The 21,868-nt window shown below is 63.8% G+C and carries 17 protein-coding genes; 3 read left to right on the top strand and 14 right to left on the bottom strand.

The window, feature by feature from the left end:
- Position 1: 1 nt before the first annotated feature.
- Positions 2-892: a PfkB family carbohydrate kinase gene (locus tag ABCN56_RS01400; protein WP_343078984.1), complete on the bottom strand. Its 891-nt coding sequence runs from the start codon at positions 890-892 to the stop codon at positions 2-4.
- 262 nt (positions 893-1,154) lie between these two features.
- Between ABCN56_RS01400 and rpsB the strand changes: the two genes are divergently transcribed.
- Together rpsB and tsf are read left to right on the top strand one after the other, a co-directional pair.
- Complete coding sequence (gene rpsB / locus ABCN56_RS01395) at positions 1,155-1,919, top strand: 30S ribosomal protein S2 (protein WP_343078983.1); 765 nt, start codon at positions 1,155-1,157, stop codon at positions 1,917-1,919.
- A 92-nt stretch (positions 1,920-2,011) separates the two neighbouring features.
- Positions 2,012-2,887, top strand: a complete 876-nt coding sequence (gene tsf, locus ABCN56_RS01390; protein ID WP_343078982.1) for a translation elongation factor Ts — start codon at positions 2,012-2,014, stop codon at positions 2,885-2,887.
- A gap of 383 nt (positions 2,888-3,270) precedes the next feature.
- Here tsf and ABCN56_RS01385 read toward each other — a convergent pair whose 3' ends face one another.
- On the bottom strand, positions 3,271-4,026 hold the full coding sequence (locus ABCN56_RS01385) for a helix-turn-helix transcriptional regulator (RefSeq protein WP_343078981.1): 756 nt from the start codon (positions 4,024-4,026) through the stop codon (positions 3,271-3,273).
- 219 nt (positions 4,027-4,245) lie between these two features.
- On the opposite strand from ABCN56_RS01385, the gene ABCN56_RS01380 reads away from it, so the two are divergent.
- Positions 4,246-5,427 (top strand): NAD(P)/FAD-dependent oxidoreductase, encoded by a 1,182-nt coding sequence (locus ABCN56_RS01380; protein ID WP_343078980.1) that lies wholly within the window; start codon positions 4,246-4,248, stop codon positions 5,425-5,427.
- 7 nt (positions 5,428-5,434) lie between these two features.
- Here the strand turns inward: ABCN56_RS01380 and ABCN56_RS01375 are convergent, their stop codons facing one another.
- The 12 genes from ABCN56_RS01375 to glgC form a co-directional block, all read right to left on the bottom strand.
- Positions 5,435-7,195: a SulP family inorganic anion transporter gene (locus tag ABCN56_RS01375; protein ID WP_343078979.1), complete on the bottom strand. Its 1,761-nt coding sequence runs from the start codon at positions 7,193-7,195 to the stop codon at positions 5,435-5,437.
- Between the two features lie 180 nt (positions 7,196-7,375).
- Positions 7,376-8,239, bottom strand: coding sequence for an MBL fold metallo-hydrolase (locus tag ABCN56_RS01370; RefSeq protein WP_343080089.1), 864 nt, complete (start codon positions 8,237-8,239; stop codon positions 7,376-7,378).
- A gap of 170 nt (positions 8,240-8,409) precedes the next feature.
- Positions 8,410-8,964, bottom strand: coding sequence for a thioredoxin family protein (locus tag ABCN56_RS01365; protein ID WP_343078978.1), 555 nt, complete (start codon positions 8,962-8,964; stop codon positions 8,410-8,412).
- Between the two features lie 66 nt (positions 8,965-9,030).
- Positions 9,031-9,948 carry an MBL fold metallo-hydrolase gene (locus ABCN56_RS01360; protein ID WP_343078977.1) on the bottom strand — a complete coding sequence of 306 codons (918 nt, stop codon included), beginning with the start codon at positions 9,946-9,948 and terminating at the stop codon, positions 9,031-9,033.
- 490 nt (positions 9,949-10,438) lie between these two features.
- Complete coding sequence (locus tag ABCN56_RS01355) at positions 10,439-10,792, bottom strand: roadblock/LC7 domain-containing protein (RefSeq protein ID WP_343078976.1); 354 nt, start codon at positions 10,790-10,792, stop codon at positions 10,439-10,441.
- 91 nt (positions 10,793-10,883) lie between these two features.
- The gene (locus ABCN56_RS01350; RefSeq protein ID WP_343078975.1) at positions 10,884-12,413 is read right to left on the bottom strand and encodes a dynamin family protein; all 1,530 of its coding nucleotides are present in this window, start codon (positions 12,411-12,413) and stop codon (positions 10,884-10,886) included.
- Between the two features lie 9 nt (positions 12,414-12,422).
- Positions 12,423-14,486 (bottom strand): dynamin family protein, encoded by a 2,064-nt coding sequence (locus ABCN56_RS01345; RefSeq protein ID WP_343078974.1) that lies wholly within the window; start codon positions 14,484-14,486, stop codon positions 12,423-12,425.
- A gap of 45 nt (positions 14,487-14,531) precedes the next feature.
- Positions 14,532-14,972: a hypothetical protein gene (locus tag ABCN56_RS01340; RefSeq protein ID WP_343078973.1), complete on the bottom strand. Its 441-nt coding sequence runs from the start codon at positions 14,970-14,972 to the stop codon at positions 14,532-14,534.
- Positions 14,973-15,247: 275 nt separating this feature from the next.
- Entirely contained in the window at positions 15,248-16,879 is a 1,632-nt protein-coding gene (locus tag ABCN56_RS01335; RefSeq protein WP_343078972.1) for an alpha-D-glucose phosphate-specific phosphoglucomutase, read from the bottom strand.
- An 18-nt stretch (positions 16,880-16,897) separates the two neighbouring features.
- Positions 16,898-19,033 (bottom strand): glycogen debranching protein GlgX, encoded by a 2,136-nt coding sequence (gene glgX, locus ABCN56_RS01330; protein ID WP_425466058.1) that lies wholly within the window; start codon positions 19,031-19,033, stop codon positions 16,898-16,900.
- A complete protein-coding gene (gene glgA / locus ABCN56_RS01325; RefSeq protein WP_343078971.1) occupies positions 19,030-20,493 on the bottom strand; it encodes a glycogen synthase GlgA in 1,464 nt (487 codons plus the stop codon). The genes glgX and glgA overlap by 4 nt, the downstream gene beginning before the upstream one ends.
- Positions 20,494-20,577: 84 nt before the next feature.
- Positions 20,578-21,849, bottom strand: a complete 1,272-nt coding sequence (gene glgC / locus ABCN56_RS01320; RefSeq protein WP_343078970.1) for a glucose-1-phosphate adenylyltransferase — start codon at positions 21,847-21,849, stop codon at positions 20,578-20,580.
- Positions 21,850-21,868 lie beyond the last annotated feature (19 nt).

The following is a 21,868-nucleotide window of genomic DNA, read 5'->3' as shown; positions in this document are numbered from 1 at the left end:
TTCACGCTCCTTCCGAGATGTGACGTGCTGCGGCGTCAAGCGCACGGGTGAGCGCGTCCCGGCGTCCCGCACCCCTGATTTCGGCGGCCATGTGGGCGGCCATGAAACTGTCGCCCGCGCCCGTGAAACGCGTGATATGGACAGAAGGTGGCGTTGCCGTAAGCAGTCCCTCCTTCGAGGCATCCGCGCAGGGCCGGCCGCCGTCGGTCACGATCGCGCGCCGTGCGCCAAGCCGCACAAGCGCCGTTGCCGCTTCCGATGCACCCGGTAATTCCTTACCGCACAACCCCTGCGCTTCCTCGAGATTCAAGTATACGGTGGCTCTCTGGGTGTCCAAGAGCGGCAGAAGACGTGTCACCTTGGTGGGGGATGCCGGCACGACCCTCAGGTCCGCCTCGGAATAGAGCGGGGATTGCACGATCGCGGACAAGAGGGCTTGCGTAAGATTTCCGTCAAGCGCGATCGTCCCGGTCCAGGGCGCGCCGTCGCGGCCGAGGCGACCGTCGGAGAGCGCCGCAAGGATCGCTGCCCCGGCGGCTTCAAGTGAGCGGGCGTCTGCGACTGCCGCGATGAGACCGCCGGTATCCTCGACGGCAACGTAGCTGTCGGTGGGAAGGCCCCCATCGCGCCAGACGTGGCGGCAATCGACGCCAAGATCCGTCGCCGCCGAAACAAGCGCATCTCCCTCCGCGTCGCATCCGATCGATGAAAGCAGGGCAGGGCGCAATCCGAAGCGAGCCAGCGCCACCGCGACGTTCAGGGCGACGCCGCCGGGCGACCGGGTGATGCGGCCGGGGACATCGGCGCCGGGCCGCATGACCTCGGTGGCGCGGCCGATCACGTCCCAATGCGCGGCGCCGACGCAGATGATATCGGGGGGCGAAGATTTCATGCCGGATTAGTCACCTGCAGCCATGTCGATGACAAGGGGTTGCCTTGCGCACTCCCGACCGCCATTCCTTTCGCGAGCGTCCATCTGCCTTGAAGGCGCTACGGCGCCCGCGCGAAGCTGCAGGCACTTGCACCCGCGCGCGAAAGAGGGTAGATGGCGCGCACTTCACAGGTGGGGCATGGGCCTTCGGGGGAGAAATCCCCGCAGGTCCGCCGGTTGGGAGAGATCCCTGAGGCCCTGCCGAGGCGCAAACCGGAAAGGAATGGACATGGCGCTCCCCGATTTCTCCATGCGTCAGCTGCTTGAAGCTGGCGTTCACTACGGCCACCAGACCCAGCGCTGGAACCCGAAGATGTCCGAGTACATCTACGGCGACCGCAACGGCATCCACATCATCGACCTGACGCAGACGGTGCCGATGCTCGACGCCGCGCTGAACGTCATCCGCGAGACCGTCGCCAAGGGCGGCCGGATCCTGTTCGTCGGCACGAAGCGCCAGGCGCAGAAGCCGATCGCGGAAGCCGCGGAAAAGTGCGCCCAGTATTACATGAACCACCGCTGGCTCGGCGGCACGCTGACCAACTGGAAGACCGTCTCCCAGTCGATCGCCCGCCTGAAGCAGATCGACGAGGTCATGGCGGAAGGCGCCGAGGGCCTCACCAAGAAAGAGCGTCTCGGGATGGAGCGTGAGCAGGCGAAGCTTCAGGCCTCGCTGGGCGGCATCCGCGAAATGGGCGGCCTGCCGGATCTCCTCTTCATCATCGACGTTGGCAAGGAAGACCTCGCCATCCTCGAGGCGCAGAAGCTCGGCATCCCGGTCGTCGCGGTCGTCGACACGAACTGCTCGCCGAAGGGCGTTGACTACGTGATCCCGGGCAACGATGACGCCGCGCGCGCCATCGCTCTCTACTGCGACCTCGTCGCCCGCGCCGCGCTCGACGGGATGAGCGCGCAGATGGGTGCTGCCGGCGTGGACATCGGCGCCCTCGAAGAGGCTCCGGCCGAGGAAGCGGCGGAAGAAGCCTGACCGCGGACGCGGGGCCCCGCGCCCCGCTTCTTTCCCATTCCAGGCGGGGCCCACCCCGCCTGTTCCCATTCGAGAACCAAGGAGAGCCAGACATGGCAATCACCGCACAGATGGTGAAGGACCTGCGCGACACGACCGGCGCGGGCATGATGGACGCGAAGAAGGCGCTGACCGAGACGAATGGCGACATGGAAGCCGCCGTCGACTGGCTGCGCACCAAGGGCCTCGCCAAAGCCGCCAAGAAGTCGGGCCGCGTCGCGGCCGAGGGCCTCGTCGGCGTCGCCGTGAAGGGTGGCAAGGGCGTCGCGATCGAGGTCAACTCCGAGACCGACTTCGTCGCCAAGAACGAAGAGTTCCAGTCGATGGTTCGGTCGTTCACCGAAGCCGCTCTCGACGTTTCGGACATCGAGGCGCTCAAGGAAGCGACCGTCAACGGCAAGACCGTTGCCGAGACGCTCACCGACGCGATCGCGAAGATCGGCGAGAACATGACGCTTCGCCGCATGGTCGTCGTCGAAGGCGAGACCGTCGTGTCCTACGTTCACAACGCCGCGGCCGAAGGCATGGGCAAGATCGGCGTTCTCGTCGGCATGAAGGGCAATGACACCGGCATCGGCAAGCAGATCGCCATGCACGTCGCGGCGACCAGCCCGGCTTCGCTGTCGGAAAAGGACCTCGACCCGGCTCTCATCGAACGTGAAAAGGCGATCCTGACCGAGCAGGCGCGTGAATCGGGCAAGCCCGAGGCCGTCATCGAGAAGATGATCGTTGGCCGGATGGCGAAGTTCTTCGAGGAAGTCACGCTTCTCGGCCAGAAGTTCGTGATCAACCCCGACGTGACCGTGGCCCAGGCCGCGAAGGACGCCGGCGTCGAGATCACCGGTTTCGCCCGCGTCGCCGTCGGTGAGGGGATCGAGAAGGAAAAGGAAGACTTCGCCGCCGAAGTCGCGAAGACCCGCGGCGCCTGATCCTACCGCGAGCAGAAAAAGAAACGGTGCGGGACACATGTTCCGCACCGTTTCCATTTTACGCGCCAGCACCTGTTGGGGATGAGGACAGAGCGCGACCTTAAATCGGCTCTTCGGACGAAAACGTGCCCGTCGAACCGTATCCGGTTTCCCGGTGCGGCCCCTTTCCCCCGAAAAAACACCGGGCTGGTCAGGGGCCGCTGTTCCTGGCTAATGCCACCACTCACGGAACGTGTGAAATGTGCCGTGTTACGCTACGTCACGAAAGTAGGGGATTCCCTACCAGCCTCACGAGGCTGTTACCTGCTACATTTCCATCTGCGACGTGGAAGCGTCTATTTCGATCCAACCGGCGAAAAAGTGCTGCGTTTTTCCAGGCGCGCTTACCGTGAAACGATGAATATCTGGTTCTGGAATGACGCCTTGAGAACCGCCTGCGCGGTCGTGTCGACGTCGAGCGCTTCCCGCGCGAGCCGCAGGTGCTTTTCGACGGTCGCAGGCGTCACGCCCATGATCGTCGCGATATCGGCAGTCGTCTTGCCATCGCCGACCCATTCGAGAACCTCGCGCTGACGCGGCGTCAGAGCTCTTCGAGAACTCGCGAAGGGCATTGCCGTGATCTTAAGATGCGTGACGTTGTTGATCACGGCAATCTCTCGTCCATGCGTTTCCCAGATCGCGTCGACGTCATGCTGGAAGAGACCGGGTTGAGCGCAGAGCCCGATCGCGCCCTTGGACCGAACCGAAACGTCGCGGAAGCTGATGGAATAGCCCGCGCGCACGCCCATCGCGAGGTTGTATTCCATGACCTCGCGTTCCGCCTCCGTCATCTTCCCGGAGAGAGCCAGCTCCTCGATGAGTCGCCAGGAACACGCCCCCTCGTTCTCGGCCGACCATTTCACCATGGGGGCATTCTGATACATCCCGCCATGTATGAAGGTCTTCAGATAGTCTTCCGAGTGGTTGGAGAGGATCAGAAGGTCATCCACGTTGCCGAATGAACCGGAGGTGCGGAATCGCGTAAAACCGTACAAGACACGGTCAAATCCGTATTCCGCCATTTTCTGAGTATGCAGTTCCCAGATCTCGGGAATCGAGTTCGCGTCAATGAGCCGCTCGAGATGCTCGGCAAGGCTCATGACTGCACTCTGGCTCCCATTCAAAATGACTTCGCGCGCACCGCATACGCAGACTGGTCGAACACAGGTTTCGCCAATACCAGTTGCGACACACGCCAATAACGAGATTCAATCCCCATTGCGTTCCTGCCACGCCGAAGGCTCTCTGTCGAGAGGGAAGCGCGCACCCGGATTCTCTGGAGACAGGATCCGGAAGCGGCCGAAGCACAGGAGGCGGTCTTGAGTAGAAGTGTCGACGTTCTCATCGTCGGTGGCGCTGTCATGGGGGCGTCTGCCGCTTTCTGGCTCATGCGGATGGCGCCGGACCTCAGGGTTACGGTGGTCGAGATGGACCCCACCTACCAGCGCGCGGCCACCGCGTTGTCCGTCGCTTCGATCCGGGCGCAATTCTCGAACCCCGTCAACGTCTCGATCAGCCGCTTCGGGCTCGAATTCATCCGGAACTTCGCAAGAGAAACCGGGCCTGAGGGGGGCGTGCCCTCGCTCGGACTGAAGGAGAACGGCTACCTTTTCCTCGCCGGCAGCGAGGAAGGCAAGGCGCTCATGGCGGAACTCGCGGCCATGCAGCGGGAGCTTGGGGCGTCGACCGAAGTCCTTGATACCGTGGGGCTTTCAGCGCGCTTTCCGTGGCTGACGCTGGACAATGTCGTGGCCGGCAGCTTCGGCCCGGAGGGGGAGGGGTGGTTCGACAACATGGGCCTTCTTTGGGGCCTGCGATCCGCCGCAAGGGCCGCCGGGGCCGAAATCATCAAGGATCGGGTCGTGGGCCTCGACCTGATGGACGGGCGCGTGAAGAGAGTTCGCCTCGCGTCCGGGGAGGTCATCGAAACAGGGGAACTGATCTGCGCTGCGGGAACCCGGGCGGCGGAGATCATGAAGATGGCGGGCGAGGAATGGCCGGTGGAGCCGCGCAAGCGCACGGTCTTCCTGATCGACGCGCCGAATGCGCGGCATCCGGAGGCACCTCTCATCATCGATCACACCGGTTTCTACGCGCGTCCGGAGCACGGGCAATGGATCACCGCCACGGTGCCGGACAATGACGGCCCCTGCGATCCGGACGACTTCGAGCCGGACCTCTCGCAGTTCGAGGAGATCATCTGGCCGCTGCTCTATGCCCGCGCGCCCGGCTTCGACGCTGTCAAGGTCATGCGGGCCTGGGTCGGGCACTACGACTTCAACCGGCTGGACCAGAACGCGATCCTGGGGCGGCATCCGAACGTGCCCAACCTCGTCCTGATGAGCGGTTTTTCCGGGCACGGCCTTCAGCAGGCCCCCGCCGTGGGGCGGGGGATCGCCGAACTGATCGTGACCGGCGGCTATCGAAGCCTCGACCTCTCACCGCTCGGGGTCGAGCGTGTTCTGGCGGGCGAGCCGTTCCTCGAACGTGCAATCGTCTGAAAGGGGCTCAGCCGGCAGTCCGCAGCGTGTCCCTCCGGCAGGCTGCCAGCGTCCGCGCGGTCAGTTCCGGCGCGAGCGCCTTCATCGCGTCGTATTGCGTCAGGAACACGCGGCCCGTCAGATCGTCCAGCAGATGGCTCCGTTTCAGGCGGTCCATCACCGGTCCCTTCACCTCGGACAGATGGAGCGTCACGCCCGAATCCGTCAGCCGTTCGTTGATCGCTTCGAGGCTTTCCAGCGCCGAAGCATCGACGTCGTTCACCGCCGGAAACATCAGGACGACATGCCCAAGCGCCTTGTTCGAGGCAACCTGTGCGTAGACCGTGTCCTCAAGGAAACGCGCGTTCGGGAAGTAAAGGCTTTCATCCACGCGGATCGTCACGACATCCGGGGCGGTGATGACCGCATGCCGCTCGACGTTCCGGAAATGCTCGGTCCCGGGGACCTGACCGACGATCGCGACATGCGGACGCGAGGTCCGGTAGAGATGCAGGAAGATCGACAGTGCCACACCGGCGACGATCCCGTTTTCAACGCCGGAGGCAAGAGTCACAAGGATCGTGGCGGCCATCGCCGCGAAGTCCGGGCGCGAGAACGACCACGTGTGCTTCAGGGCCCCGAGATCGACAAGCGAGAGCACGGCTACGATGATCGTGGCGGCGAGCGTCGCTTGCGGCAGGAAATACAGCAGCGGGGTCAGGAAGAGCGTGGCGAGCGCCATGCCAACCGCGGTGAAAGCCCCCGCCGCGGGGGTCTCCGCCCCGGCGTCGAAGTTCACGACGGAACGGGCGAAACCACCCGTGACCGGGAATCCGCCAGACAGGGCGGACGACACGTTTGCGCCGCCAAGCGCGATCAGTTCCTGGTCCGGGTCGATCCTCTGCCGGCGCTTGGCGGCCAGCGTCTGGGCCACGGAAATCGTCTCGACGTAGCCGACAACGGTGATCAGCAGCGCGGGCACAGCGATCTTGCTCCACAGGTCAAGGTCCAGCGGCGGCAGCGTGGGCATGGGGAGCCCTTGCGGCACCTCTCCGACGATCCGAACGCCCCAGTCCGAAAGCCCGAACGCCCAGGTCAGAAAGGTCGTCACGGCAACGGCGGCAACGGGGCCCGTACGGGCGAGTATCCCGGCCATCTTGTCCGTGTAACCGCGTTTCTTCAGGTATCCCTTCAGCCCCTTGCGCGCCCAGAACAGGAACGCCGTGGCGGCGGCCCCTATGACAAGCGTCGGCAGGTTGATCTCGCCAAGGCGGCCAAGGATCGAGGTCAGAAGCTCGAGAAGGTTATGCCCTTCGGCCTTAACGCCGAGTATGTGCTTCAGCTGGCTCGCCGCGATGATGATTCCCGAGGCCGTTATGAAGCCCGAAATCACCGGGTGAGACAGGAAGGACGCGAGGAAGCCCAGCCGGAGGAAACCCATGCCCAGAAGCATGAGCCCCGACAGGAAAGCGAGCGCGATCGCCGCGCCCAGATATTCAGGTGTTCCTTGGGCGGCCAGTTGGCCCACCGCCGCCGCCGTCATCAGCGAGGCCACGGCGACCGGACCCACGGCCAGCGCCCGCGAAGTGCCCAGAAGGGCGTAAAGCAGCAGCGGAGCGATCGAGGCATAAAGGCCGACCTCGGCCGGAAGGCCCGCGAGCAGCGCATAGGCCAGCGATTGCGGGATCAGCATGATCGTCACGATGACCGCCGCGATGAGGTCGTTCGTCAGGGTGTCGCGGTTGTAGGTCGCGCCCCAGGTCAGGATCGGGAAGTATTTCCGCAGCATGTGTCAGCGTCCGGGCAAGGCGTGAAGGGCGGTGGTATGGCGGAGGCTTTGGGCCTTGCCGGCGAGTGGGAAAATTCCGAGGCGCCTGGCTGCTTTGGCTCCGGGGCCTGAAATCTAAGCGAGACTTGGTTGAAATGCCGAGGAGCCCGCGTTTGAAAACGCGGGCACCCCGTATGTCGATCAGAGCCCGTTGACCGGGACCTTCAGATAGGTCTTGCCGTCGTCCTCGGGCGGCGGCATCTGGCCGGCCCGCATGTTGACCTGAAGCGACGGAATGATGAGCCGCGGCATGGCGAGCTTCTTGTCCCTCTCGGTCCGCATGCGCACGAACTCTTCGATCGGCTTGCCGGCCCCCACATGGACATTGAGCGCCTTCTGCTCGCCCACCGTCGTTTCCCAGGCATAGGTATCGCGACCCGGCGCCTTGTAGTCGTGGCCCACGAAGACGCGCGTCTCATCGGGCAGCGACAGGATCTTCTGGATCGACTTGTAGAGGTTCTCGGCGGAACCGCCCGGAAAGTCGCAGCGGGCCGTGCCGAAGTCAGGCATGAAGAGCGTATCGCCCACGAATGCAGCGTCCTCGATCACGTAGGTCAGGCAGGCCGGCGTATGGCCGGGCGTATGCAGAACGCGGCCCTTGAGCGCGCCGACTTCGAACGTGTCGCCTTCGTTGAAGAGGCGGTCGAACTGGGATCCGTCGCGCTGGAACTCCGTGCCCTCGTTGAAGACCTTGCCGAAAGTCTCCTGGACCACGGTGATCTTCTCGCCGATGCCGATCTTGCCACCCACGCGCTCCTGGATATAGGGCGCGGCGGACAGGTGGTCCGCGTGAACGTGGGTCTCGAGAACCCACTTGATGTCAAGACCTTGCTTCTTGACGTAGCTGATGACCTCGTCCGCGGAATGCGTATCCGTCCGTCCCGACGCATAGTCGAAATCGAGAACGGAATCGATGATGGCGGCAGCCTTGCTCGTCGGGTCCTTGACGACATAGGTGATGGTGAAGGTCGCCTCGTCGAAGAAGGCTTTCACATCGGCCTTCAGGGCGGGTCTCGTCGCGGTGTCCATTGAATTCCTCCGCATTGGCTTGTCACGCTTATATAGCGCCCGGCCCACACATAGCAAGTTTTGAATGTGTTATTTAACGCGTCCACGGCGCGGCGTTTCGACCGAGTGTCAGGCCGCGACCGGTACAGAATGCGAGGGTAGGGGGCCTACTTGGCCTTCCACTTGATGGAACACCCCATGCTCGCGACCTGTTCGCGCGGGCCCTGGCCGGACTCGGCCACCTGTTTCATCGCTTCGAAAAGTTCGCGCCTTGCGTCCGGGGGCGCTGGATTCTTGCCCGAAGCATCCAGGCGTCCACGATATTGCAGTTCGAATTCGGAGTTGAAACCGAAGAAGTCGGGCGTGCATGCCGCACCGTAGGCCCGCGCGACGTCCTGCGATTCATCGTAGAGATAGGGGAACGGCAATCCCCATTTCTCCGCCTCGGCCTTCATGTTGTCGAAGCTGTCCGCAGGATATTCCTTCGCGTCGTTCGAGCTGATCGCGGCAACGCCGATGTCAAGAGCGGCCAGGTCCTTCGCGTCCCGAATGATGCGATCCATGACGGCCTTGACGTATGGGCAGTGGTTGCAGATGAACATCACGAGCGTCCCGTTCGGCCCCGCGACATCCTTCAAGGACCAGCTGCGCCCATCCGTCCCGGGAAGGGTGAAATCCGGTGCTTTCCAGCCAAAATCGCAAACCGGCGGAGAGACGGCCATGATATCCTCCTCTATCTGTTTCCCCAGGACCAACTAGCCCTTGGTGCATCCGCGCCAAGGGAAGGATCAGTCCTCGGGCACGTAGCGATAGCCGCTTTCGAACCGTTCCGCACGTCCGATTCCCGGGAAAGGCAAGTGGAAGCCGATCAGGCGCGTCTGCTCGGCGGCCAGCTGATCGAGAAGGCCCACGCGGGTCTCGGCGGCAAGCGGCTTGTCCTGGTCGGAGCCGGAAAGCCAGTCCGGCCGTTCGAACGCAAGATGGTGGTTCCCGATGCAGTCTCCGAGGACCATCGCGGCCTCGTTGCCCTGGCGGATCTCGAACGCCATGTGACCGGGCGTGTGCCCGATCGTGGCGCGGGCCGCGATCCCGGGAAGGATCTCCGCTCCATCCTCGAAAACCTCGACCAGATCGGCAATCGCATCGAGGCGCCGTTTCGCACCGACCGCAAAGGTCTGGCGGGCGGGATCGATCGTCGAGACCGTGTTCGGATCCGTCCAGTAATCGCGCTCCGTCCGGCCGATCATGAAGGACGCGTTGGCGAAAAGCGGTTCGTCGAATTCATCCAGAAGCCCCCAGAGATGGTCCGGGTGGCCATGGGTGAAGACGACATGCGTGACTTCCTCCGCCGACACGCCAAGGGCGTCCAGCGCCTCGGGGAGCTTGCCGGCACTGGGCATGAAGTCATTTCCCGAACCCACGTCGAAGAGAACCGTATTGGTTCCATCCCGATACAGGGTGACGTTGCAGTCAGGCCGGAACTCGTTGCCGTCGAGCCCGTATCTGGCGAGGATCGGTGCGACCTCGTCAGCCGGCAGATCGCCCAGGATGAACCCGCCGGGAAGGATCAGGTGGCCATCGCTCAGCACATCGATCCGGGCAGAGCCCATCTCGACGGAAGCACCAGCCCAACCACGCCGCGGAAGCAGAGCCGCGCCCAGTGCCGCACCTGCGGTCATGGTGAAATGCCGACGAGTAACCTTCATGAACTCCCCCCAAGGAAACATTCTTTCCGGTGAATATGATGCAGCGGCGGGTTATCGGCAAGTGCCAAAGGGCAGGGACACACAAGCGACCTTCCCGCCGCGTCGCCCGGTTTTCCGCGCGCATCCGACAAACGTGTTTGCATCGCGCGATACGGATCCGGTGTTGCGCGTCCCAGACGATGATGCACAGCCAATCCGAGGGAGACGGTGCGAATGACCTTTGTTCAGGCATGTGAGTGCGTTGCATGCGGCAGCATCACGCGAGTCCTAAACTTCATGCCAAATCAGTGCCTTGGGTGCAGGAGCTGAACCGAACTACGCTGTTTCCTTTGCGTAGTGGACGGATCGAACGTGCCGGAAACGCAGGATCACAGGCACATCATTATTTTACATAATATTGATTATCCGCTTTCTGGATGTCCTGAACAGGATGTGCTGCCCACGGTCTTTTCGCCTTCCCCACCTCCGAAAAAACGCAGACGCGCTGAGCCTAGAACATCATTCCCGACGTGACGTTCTTTAGCTGCAGGCGCGCCATGCCAAGGTTCGAGCCCTTCCGGTCCAACACCAGAGAGATGAAGACAGTCGGGTTGTTCTCGAGCGGCCGGATCAGATGGTATTGCTTGCCGAGCGTGATGAGGATGTCCTCGATGATGTCATCGAGGCCAAGCGTGATGATCGCGTCGAGTTTCGCTTTTACGACCTGCGTGTGAAGAGCTGCCGCTGCTTCCAGGTCCAGAGCGCCGCCGCCGGCCGAGGCCAGCATCAGCCCCGTATCCAAGTCAACGAGGCATGCACCAACGAACCCGGAAATCTCACCGGTTTTAGAGATATCGGTCGACACTTCCTTGAACTCCCAGACTTCCTCTGCCCGGGTGTCTCACGACAGAGAAAATTCTGCAAGCTCGCCACCCACGGCGGCGAGATGCGCCGTCTCAGGCGAGGCGGCGCCACCCTTTTCCTTCCGCCCTGTTCCCGAAAGTCGAGGAAGCCGCGGCCTCGCTCCGGCGGTGGCGAAGGGATTTCAGGTCATCCGAAGCCTGATCCGCAGATTGCCCCTGATCCTCCTTCTCGCCGTAGAGCCGGCAGAGGAGTTCGTCGATCAAGGCGATGACCTGTTCGGCCGACATGTCCTGAGGTGCCTTCGAAACGATATCGCGCCAGATGGCCACTTCCTTCGGGATGCGAAGGGATACGGAGCGGAGCGGCGCTTCGCTGCGCGGTTCCTCTTCCGTGGCTTCGGGGGCCCGAACGGCCTCCGGCGACGCTTCCAGGACAACGTCTTCTTCTGGCAGTTCGTCCTCATCTGCTTGCCCGTGGTCCATGACGGCGGGCATCGATGCGCCCGCATCGTCATCAAGGGTTTCGGGAGCGGTCTCTATCGCGATGGGCTCGGGCGTCACTTCGATCTCGGCTGCTTCGTCGAGTTCCCGCGCCTCGTCGACGGTCTCGTCGAGCTCAGCCTCCTCCTCGCGGCGGGCTTCGGAGAAAGCCTCGCGCAGCCATTCGCGCCGGTCCTGACCCGGGCTTGCCACGGGCCGCTCGGTCCGGCGGTCGGCACCGGGGCGTGAGATGCGGACCGGGCGTACCGGCGTGACGCTGACGGCGGGCGTCTCCCCTACCCCGGACTCGGACCCGTCCGACGACAGCGGAGCCTCCAGCCTCAGAACGCGCGTGCGCGGATCGCCCACGGCGTAACGGCTGAACATCTTGCGGCGGTGTTCTGAGATGGCATCGAACTGCGCGAATATCTCGTCCATGAGCGTCGCGGCGCCGCTTTGTGCCCACAGAGGCGTAGGCGTGCCCTCGGCCATTTCCCGTTTGGCCTTCACAGCGTTGTGCGTGGCCACGAAAACCGTCTCTGCGAAAAGTTCGCCGGCTTCGCGACGCAGCCTCCGGGCGACCTTTTCCCTGTCGGCCTCTGTAAGGAGCTTGTCGGCACGCGTTACGAGAAGAAGGCTGTGGCGCCGCAGCCGTGCCGGCAGCGCCAGCCAGGTCGAACGCTCGGTTTCCCGCCAGGCCTGGGTCGCCGTCGTGCACCACAGCACCATGTTCGCGAAGCCCGCCGCAATCCGCCAGGAATCCGCGGCGAGGTTCGGATCCGAAATGCCGGGCGTGTCGATGACGTCGCAATGGCGCAGGAATTCTGCCTCCACGTAGATCCGGGCGAAGCGCGCGTTGATCGGAACAGCGTTGAGGTCCTTGGGTTCGATATCGTGCTGATTCCAGTCCTGATCGACCCAGAACGACTGCTCCGTTCCATGCGTGAACCAGATCGGAGGAAGCTCGGTCGCCGTGATCTGCGTCGGCAGGAGTTCCGACTCGATCAGGAAATTCAGAAGTGTCGATTTCCCGGCGCTGAATTCACCCATGAGGGCGACACAGGGTTTGCGCTCCGACCAGCGCTGCAGCCGCTCATAGTGCTGCTGCGTGACGTTACGCGATCTGGGATTATCAAGCGCCATCTGGTCCCCCTATCGAGTTGCGGCCAGCTTCGTTGAAGGCTGCGCACCGTCGAGCATCGCCATGGCCGCGTCGAGGATTGCCGATTTCTCTCCGCTGTCCTGGCTGCCGATTGCCTCGCGCAGGCCGTCGGCATCGACAGCCCCTGCCCGCGCGATTTCCGTCAGCGCCTCCCGGTGATCCTCGAGGAAGTCGCTGAGCGTCAGCCGAAGTGCTTCGTTAACCGCACTGACCTGCTGTTCCTCGATTTCCTTCACGATCGCCGCCGTTTCCGCAGCGATGATAGCCCGGTAGTCATCGGCGAAAGCCGCGGCCCCCCGGCGAAGCTTCATCCACCGCTTCCACCAGCTGGACTGGAGGTCCACGACGATCGTCTTGCCGATCGCCACCGGCGGCGGCACGGCGGGCGCCATCGGCGCTTCGAGCCGCAGGTCGGCGGCAGCCTCGCCGATCAGGTCGCGGTACACCGCGCTGATTTCCTTCGACGCGCGGGCAAGCACTGTCTGCGAAAGCGCCCGCGTCGCACGCGAGAACGTCAGGTACGCGGCGCGAAGCTGCATCCGGAGCCGCATGGGATCGCATTCCCACTGCCCCTCGGCGCCATAGGCCTCCACGTGCTTGATCATCGCGGCGACGGTGTCGTTCACGAAGGTCTCGTTCGCCGTCTTCATCCGGCTGCGAAGCTCTCCGAGGATCACCTGCGTTTCGCCTTCGAGGTCAGCCTGTAGCGACCGCGTGATGTTGGAGAAGCTCGACTGAACATCACCGAGGCTCATCCGTGTCGAGGCTTCGCCATCCAGCTGAACGGACCCGGCAATCACGCTCGCATGCGACTGTGCGACGATGTTCTTCAGCTGCTTGCGCGCCTTCTGCAGGGTGCGGAAAGCGGCGCCATCCGCCACCCTCTCGCCGATCGCCGTCATCAGGGCCGGCATGCCCGAGAGTTTCCAGGCGTAGGTGTCGGCGTCATCGTCATCCATGATCCCGGCGACGGAGGCCCAGTCGAAGAGCGACTCCTTGCTCGCATCGGGGATGGAGTCGAGGTCGCCGGCGATCGCGGCTTCGGCCCACTTGGCGCTGCCGAACACGATGTCCGCCGCGCCGCTGACGCCGTGGCGCGTCAGTGTCGTCATCAGCGAGTTACGGATCTCGGCAACCTGGGTGCTCGGCTTGTCCAGTTCGTCAATGCGGTTGACGAAGATGATGACCTGACGCTTGTCCAGCGTCGAAAGCAGCCGGATCAGGGCGAGGTCGACGGTGTTCAGCGCCTGGTTCGCAGAAAGCACGACCACGCAGAGTTCCGTGTTGCGTACCTCGCGGAGCGTGATCTGCTCGCGCATCAGGAACGGATCGTTGACGCCGGGTGTATCCTGCAAGGACAGCGCCATCGGATAATCCGGCAGCTCCAGGTAGAGGTCCGCGGACCGTGTCAGGTCGGCGAAGCGCCCCTGCTTGTTGTTCTGCACTTCCGGGTCATCCGGGTCGCCGAGGCAGACGTAGCGTTCGATCAGCTTCGTATCGAAACGATCGTAATTGTGCCGCTGGCCGAGAAGCAGCTCGAAATTCTTGCCAAGACGCTCCTGCGTCTTGCGGCGCACTTCCGTGATCTGGCGCTCGATCTCGCGCACCTCATCGGCGGCCCCTGCCCGCTTGGCCATTTCGCCGAGCCGGCCGCCGCCGGTCATCAGCCGTTCCCATTCGCCGCGATCGAAGAAGCGGAACTCCGCCTTGGAGTTGCGCGGCGCGGGCTTGTTGATGTGGAGCGTGGTGACGACCGACGTCCACGGGTTGACGTCGGAAGGCAGAAGCCCGGGCTGTCCGGCGAGGACGTTGATCAACGCTGTCTTACCCGCCTTGACCTGGCCGATCATCGTCACGGTCGCCGAGAAATCGGCGAGTTGGGACTCGATGTGGCGGATGCGTCGGAGGGCGCGATCGTCGACCGCTTTTTCCAGGTTTTCCGCGACGCCTCTCAGTGTGTCGAATTGCTCCCTGATGCCGACAAACGGCTCGCATCCCAATCCCAGGATAGCCTTGTCCGTGACCGTCGCCTGATCGTGCTCTTCAGCCGTCATCTTTCATTGCCCCCCAAAACCTGTGAACCCACCCAAACAACTCAGTTACCCGACCGCTGCGGCCAGCGGCGCCATCCCCATACCCATCGTCGGCCCGGATACCCCAAGGTCGACCGGATACGCGGCCGTGATTTCGGCCACCGCTTCCACGGTGCGAAGCGCGGCATATGCCAGCTCGCAGCATTCCGCTGGCGCGGCCGCCCCGTCGGACTGTGGCGTCGCAAGCACCGCCACACGAACGAAACCGTTCAGTTCGCGCAGATCGACAACGGCGAGACGCTCGCTGTTTCTCTGCGTTTCGTCGAGGCTCAGACGCCAGTTCTTGTCGGCAATCAGAGCTTCCCCGAATTCTTCATGGTCCAGGAGAACGCATGTTCCGCGACCTCTGGACGACTTGCTGAGATCGTGGAGCGCAACACCGAGTCGGCTGCTTCTTTCGCCGATTGCCCGTTCGATCGTCTTGATAACCTGAGCCGAAACCTGCATCGCTCCACTCCAAGGCACACCCACACATTGTGCAAAGATCCTGAGAGCCCACAAAACCCTGTGGCGGAGCACCGGCAGTGCCGTAATCGCCGGATCCGCCTTCAGCCCAGCAGTCTCCTTTGCCTCGGGGCCGCCTCATACGGACAAGGCAATACCCCAAGCTCTTTGGTAGCGCCGAAAGCGCGCGGTTATTTGTTTAGAATCGAGCGAAAATAAGGCAGGCGCCGGTGGGACTGTCCGGCCAACGAGGACATATACCCCGTGGGCCGGTTTGCTCAGGTCACGACGTCCGGTTCAGACCGGCCGGAACGCTCGCGCAATCCGGTCAGGGTCTCGGCCGCACGGATGACCGGAGCCAGGGCCTTCTGCGGCTCTTCTCCAAGCCCCTCTGGCCCGGCGACGTACCGTTCCAGATAGAGCCGGATCGTCGCCCCCTCCGTTCCCGTTCCCGAGATCCGAAGCACGATGCGCGAACCGCCATCGAAGACGATCCGCAACCCCTGCCCTGTCGCCTGCGACCCGTCGACGGGGTCGGTATAGGCGAAGTCGTCCGCGGAACTGATCCTCATCCCTTCAACGGTGCTTCCCGGAAGCGTGTCGAGGCGGGCGCGAAGGTCGCCCATGATCACGTTCGCCGTAGACGCATCCAACGCCTCGTAGTCGTGCCGTGAATAGTAGTTGCGGCCATAACGGTTCCAGTGATCGGCCATGATCTCGCCGACCGACTGCTTCCGAACCGCAAGGATGTTCAACCACAGGAGAACCGCCCAGAGCCCGTCCTTTTCCCGCACGTGATCCGAACCGTTGCCGAAACTTTCTTCACCGCAAAGCGTCACGCGGTCCGCGTCCATCAGGTTTCCGAAGAACTTCCAGCCCGTCGGGGTCTCGTACTTCGGCAGACCCATCGCGTCGGCCACACGGTCCACCGCCGCGGAAGTCGGCATGGACCGGGCGACGCCCTTCAGCCCTCCGGCGTATCCCGGGGCGAGATGCGCATTCGCGGCAAGCACCGCGAGGCTGTCCGACGGGCTCACATAGACGCCGCGCCCAAGGACCATGTTGCGGTCGCCGTCCCCATCAGAGGCCGCGCCGAAATCGGGCGCATCGGCCTGCATCATCTCGGCGATCAGTTCATGCGCCCAGGTCGGATTCGGATCCGGGTGCATTCCGCCAAAATCCGGCAGTGGCGCGCCATGCACGACGGTCCCCTTTGGCGCGCCCAGCCTGTTTTCCAGAACTTCGGTCGCGTAAGGACCTGTCACGGCATTCATCGCGTCGAACCGCATCCGGAACCCCGAGGCGAAGAGTTCTCGGATCGCGCCGAAGTCGAACAGCGTTTCCATGAGCGCGGCGTAGTCCGCCACCGGGTCCACGACCTCGACCACCATGTCGCCCATACGCTGAACGCCGGGCCCCGACAGGTCCGCGTCCACCGTTTCGAGGATGCCGTATTGCTGGATCGTCTTCGTCCGCGCGAAGATCGCCTCCGTCACGGCTTCCGGAGCGGGACCACCGTTGGGGGTATTGAACTTCACGCCAAAATCCTCGTCATGGCCACCCGGGTTGTGGCTCGCCGAGAGGATTATTCCGCCGTCCGTCCTGAAAAGCCGAATGAGGTTCGACGCCGCAGGCGTGCTGAGCAACGCACCCTGCCCCACGATGACCTTGGCGGCACCATTCGCCGCAGCCATCCGCAGGATGACCTGCGCCGCCTCATGGCTGAAATAGCGCCCGTCCCCGCCTAGCACGAAGGTCTTTCCCGTCGCGCCCCCGATCGCGTCGAAGATCGCCTGAACGAAGTTCTCCAGGTAGTGGGGCCCCATGAAGACCTTCGTCTTCTTCCGAAGTCCGGAGGTGCCGGGCTTCTGCCCCTCGATCGGCTGCGTCGCCACCTGGTTGAGATGCATGTCTCCTCCCCCTTCTCGTCACCCGGCTGAACTAAAAAGCAATACTACGGACCCCGAGGCAACCTCGATCGTCGGGGCATCGTGGTCCATCGGCTCGAGGTCGGGTCGAGAACTGTCGAGAAGAAGCTGCCAGTCCTCCTCAGCCTCCGGCAGCACAACCTCCGTCGCCTCCCCGGCATTGAAGACGGCAAAGACCGCACCGGCGCCGCACTCCTTGGACGGGCCTTCTGCCGCACCCCGGATCACCACGCACAAGGTGCGCCAATCTGGATCATGCCAGTCGCGGTCGCTCGGCTCGCCCCCGTCGGCCCGGCGCCAGCACAGATCGGGCTTTCCGTCCTGTTGGCGAATGCGCGCGTGCAGGAAGCGGCGTTGCCGCAGGAGAGGCATGTCGCGTCGTATCGCGGTTAGGCGCTTCACGAATTCCAGGAATTTCCGATCATCCGCATCCCAGTTCACCCAGCCGGTCTCGTTGTCCTGCGCGTAGGCGTTGTTGTTTCCGCCTTGGCTGTTGCCGATCTCGTCGCCCGCCAGAAGCATCGGAGTGCCTTGCGAGAGCATCAGCGTCGCGATCATCGCGCGCTTCCGCGCCGCACGTGCCGTACGGATCTCGGGATCGTCCGTCGGCCCCTCCACGCCCATGTTGTCGGAGAAGTTCTCCGAGTGCCCGTCCCGGTTGCCCTCGCCGTTCGCATGGTTGTGCTTCATGGTGTAGCTCACGACGTCCTGCAGCGTGAAACCGTCGTGTGCGGTCAGGAAGTTGACCGAGGCGCAAGGGGAGCGGCGCGAGTGGTCGAAAAGCTCCGCCGAGCCCAGAATGCGCTTGGCGAGATCCGCCGTCATCAGGCTGTCGCCGCGCCAGAACCTCCGCACCCCGTCGCGGAATCGGTCGTTCCACTCCAGGAACGGGTGTGGCCAGCGGCCAAGCTGATAGCCGCTTGGCCCGATGTCCCACGGTTCCGCGATGAGCTTCACGCGAGACAGGACCGGGTCCTGCTGGACCGCGCGGAGAAAGCCGCCATTCGCGTCGAAACCCGAATACTCGCGCGCGAGGACCGTCGCCAGGTCGAACCGGAATCCGTCCACATGGCAGACCTCGACCCAGTAGCGCAGGCTGTCCATCGCCATCCTGAGCACCATCGGATGCGTGAGGTCGAGCGTGTTTCCCGTACCGGTATCATTTATGTAGGCGCGTCCGTTGCCGGCGAGCCGATAGTAACTTCGGTTGTCGAGCCCGCGGAAAGAGAGCGTGGGACCAAGATGGTCCCCCTCCGCCGTGTGATTCAGCACGACGTCGAGGATCACCTCGATCCCGGCCCGGTGCAGGTTCTGCACCATGGTCTGGAATTCCCACAGGGCGCCTCTCGACAGGTAGCGCGGCTCGGGCGCGAAAAAGCCGACTGTCTGGTAGCCCCAGTAGTTCCGGAGCCCCCGTGCGACGAGGAAACGCTCGTCGACGAAGGCCTGCACGGGCAGAAGCTCGACCGTGGTGATCCCCAGGTCGAGCAGGTGGTCGATGACCGGATCCGAGGCGAGGCCCAGGAAGGTTCCGCGCCGGCCCTTGTCGATATCCGGAAAGAGCTGCGTGAGCCCCTTCACATGCGCCTCGTAGATGATCGTTTCATCCAGAGGGCGTTCCGGCGGCCGGTCGTCGCCCCAGTCGAAGTGAGGATCGATGACGACCGACTTCGGGACCGCAAAGGCGCTGTCACGCGTGTCATAGGACAGGTCTGCGCGCTGCGAACCGACCTGATACCCCATCAGGTGATCCGACCATTTGAGCGCGCCGGAGAGCCCGCGCGCATAGGGATCGATCAGGAGCTTGTGAGGATTGAACCTTTGCCCTTCCTCAGGGGCGTAAGGTCCGTGCGCCCTGAGCCCGTAGAGCGCTCCTGGCGCGAGGCCCGGGATGTAGCCGAACCAGGTATCTCCGTACCGCTCTGGCAGGGCGAGCCGTGCCAATTCACGCCGGCCATCTTCCGAGAATAGGCAGACTTCGATCTTCTCCGCATGGGCCGAGAAGACAGCGAAATTCACCCCCTCCCCGTCGAAATGCGCCCCCATGGGCCAGGGTTTGCCACCTCGGATTTCGGCCGGTCGATGCGGGGGGTGCGGCGTGGCCAAAACCGCCGGGGCTCTGCCCGACACGGTCATGACAGGAGGCTCTCGTAGAGCGCGGCGTAAGCGGCCGACCGGGAACTCCAGCCAACGTCGGTCTTCATGGCGCGCGTGCGCATCCGCGCCCATTCCTTCTCGTCCGCATGAAGCTGGACGAGATGGCGCAACGCCTGCGAGAGCCCGAGGTTGTCGATCGGGTGAAAGACGATCCCCGTCGCCGCACCGGCCGCCAGGCTCGCCGGGGTCGCGCCGATGACCGTATCGTTCAGCCCGCCCGTCGCCGCCACGACCGGGATCGTGCCGTAGCGAAGCCCGTACATCTGCGTCAGGCCGCAGGGTTCGAAACGCGACGGCACCAGGACCGCGTCGCCGCCGCCGAACATCCGGTGACTGAGCCCCTCGTCATAGCCGATCCGGACCGCCACCCTTCCGGGAAAACGGACCTCGGCGTCGCGGAGCGCGGCTTCCAGCGCCGGCTCGCCCGAGCCAAGCACCGCGAGGGCGCCGCCGGCCGCGACGAAATCCGGAAGCGCAGCGAGGACGAGGTCGATACCCTTCTGCCCGGTCAGACGGGAAACGAGGATGGCGAGCGGCCCAGGCACTTCCCCAAGTCCGAATTCCTCCAGAAGCGCCGCCCGGTTCTGCGCCTTCCCCTTCGGTCTGCGCGCGGAATAGGTCGCGATTTCCGGATCGTTCGCCGGATCCCACACGGCCTCGTCCACGCCGTTCAGCAGCCCTTCGAGGTCGCTCGCCCGGCTCGCGATCACGCCCTCGAGGCCCATGCCGAATTCCGGGCGCATCAACTCGTCGGCATAGGTCGGGCTGACCGTGGTGATCCGGTCCGCGGTGACCAACCCGGCCTTGAGGGACGAGATGTTTCCCCAATACTCGAACCCGCCCGAATGGAACTCCGAATGCGGCAAGCGCAGGGCGGACAGCTTGTAAGACGCCGCGATGCCCTGGAAGGCGATATTGTGGATCGTGAGAACGGACCGCACGTCCGACACGCCCTGATACCGCAGATAGGCCGGCGCCAACCCGGCCTGCCAGTCATGCGCATGCAGAATATCGGGGCGCCAGTCGTCGTCCGTTCCCTCGCGGGCGATCGCGGCGGCCACCCAGGAGAGCGCGGCGAACCGCTCGGGATTGTCCGGGAAATCCGCGCCATGCGCGCTGTAGGGCCCGCCCTCCCGGTCGAACAGATGCGGAGCGTCGAGAAGCAGGACACGCAGTCCGGCGGCGCGTCCGGCGAGGACCCTTGCCGGACCGCCGTAAAGGTCGGTTTCCGCCCAGACTTCCCGCGTGTCCTTGAGATGCGCCGCAAGTCCGCGATAGGCGGGCAGGAGCACGCGCATGTCCCAGCCCTGCGCCGCGAGAGCTGCTGGCAAGGCTCCCACGACATCGGCAAGGCCACCGGTCTTGATCAACCCAACGCATTCCGACGCGACCGACAGGACCCGTCCCCGCACCGCTGCCCGGTCATTCGCTCCCGTCACGTGTTGATCCCTTCTTCCGTTTCCACGTCGTCGGCACGCGGCCGCAGCCGCATCCGGCAATGCGGACATTGCCCTGCGCCCGATTCAGCCGATCTTCGCCGCTCGCTTATCAAGCATATCCTGAGTGATTAGAACGATCCCCTGATCCGTCCGGCGGAACCACTTGGCGTCTTCCACCGGATCCTCCCCGACGACAAGACCAGGCGGAACGACCACACCCCGGTCTATCACGCATCGCTTCAACCTGGACTTGCGATTGACCGTCACGTGCGGCAAGGCCACGACATGGTCGAGGGTCGAGAACGAATGGGTCAGGCAGCCGGTGAACAGAAGCGAGTTCTTCACCTTCGAGCCCGAAACGATGCAGCCGCCTGCCACCAGCGACGATACCGCCATGCCGCGCCGGCCGTCCTCGTCATGGATGAATTTCGCCGGGGGAACGATTTCACCATAGGTCCAGATCGGCCACTCAGTGTCATAGAGATCGAGCTTCGGCACGAAGTCCGTCAGGTCGATATTCGCCTGCCAGAAGGAGTCGATCGTGCCGACATCGCGCCAGTAGGGTTCGGCCTCCTGCCCACTCGTCACGCAGCTTTCCGAGAACTGGTGCGCCATCGCCTTGCCGTTCTTGACGATCGCAGGGATCAGGTCGTTGCCGAAGTCGTGGCTGGAGTTCTTGTCGTCCATGTCCTGGATCAGCAGGTCCCTCAGGAACGCCCAGTCGAAGACATAGATGCCCATCGAGGCGAGCGAACTTTCCGGGTCGCCCGGCATGGGTGGTGGGTCCTTGGGCTTTTCGAGGAACGCCGTGATCCTGCCGTGCCGGTCGACATCCATGACGCCGAAGGCGGATGCCTCCGCCCGCGGAACCGTCAGGCAGCCGATGGTGACGTCGGCGCCGGTGTCCACGTGCTGACGCAGCATCACCTCGTAGTCCATCTTGTAGACGTGGTCGCCCGCAAGGATGATGACGTACTTCACCCGGTAGCTGTCGATGATGTCGATGTTCTGGGCGACGGCATCGGCGGTGCCGAGATACCACTTGCTCTCGTCCACGCGCTGACTTGCAGGAAGGATGTCCAGGTATTCGTTCCTTTCCGCCCGGAAGAAGTTCCAGCCCCTTTGGCAGTGGCGGATCAGGCTATGAGCCTTGTACTGGGTCGCGATCGCCATCTTGCGGATGCCGGAATTCAGCGCGTTGGACAGCGCGAAGTCGATGATCCGCGTCTTCCCGCCGAAATATACAGCCGGCTTCGCCCGCTTGTCGGTCAGTTCCTTCAGGCGCGAGCCCCGGCCGCCGGCCAGCACGAAGGCCATCGACTGGGCCGAAAGCCGGGTTGTCGGTTTTGGCTGCATTCCGTCCTCCCCAATTGGC

Origin of the sequence: Ostreiculturibacter nitratireducens (genome assembly GCF_032670585.1) — a bacterium.
Taxonomy (GTDB): Bacteria; Pseudomonadota; Alphaproteobacteria; order Rhodobacterales; family Rhodobacteraceae; genus Ostreiculturibacter; species Ostreiculturibacter nitratireducens.
Note: the sequence above shows the minus strand (reverse complement) of the source record. Positions and strands in the feature narration are given on the sequence as shown.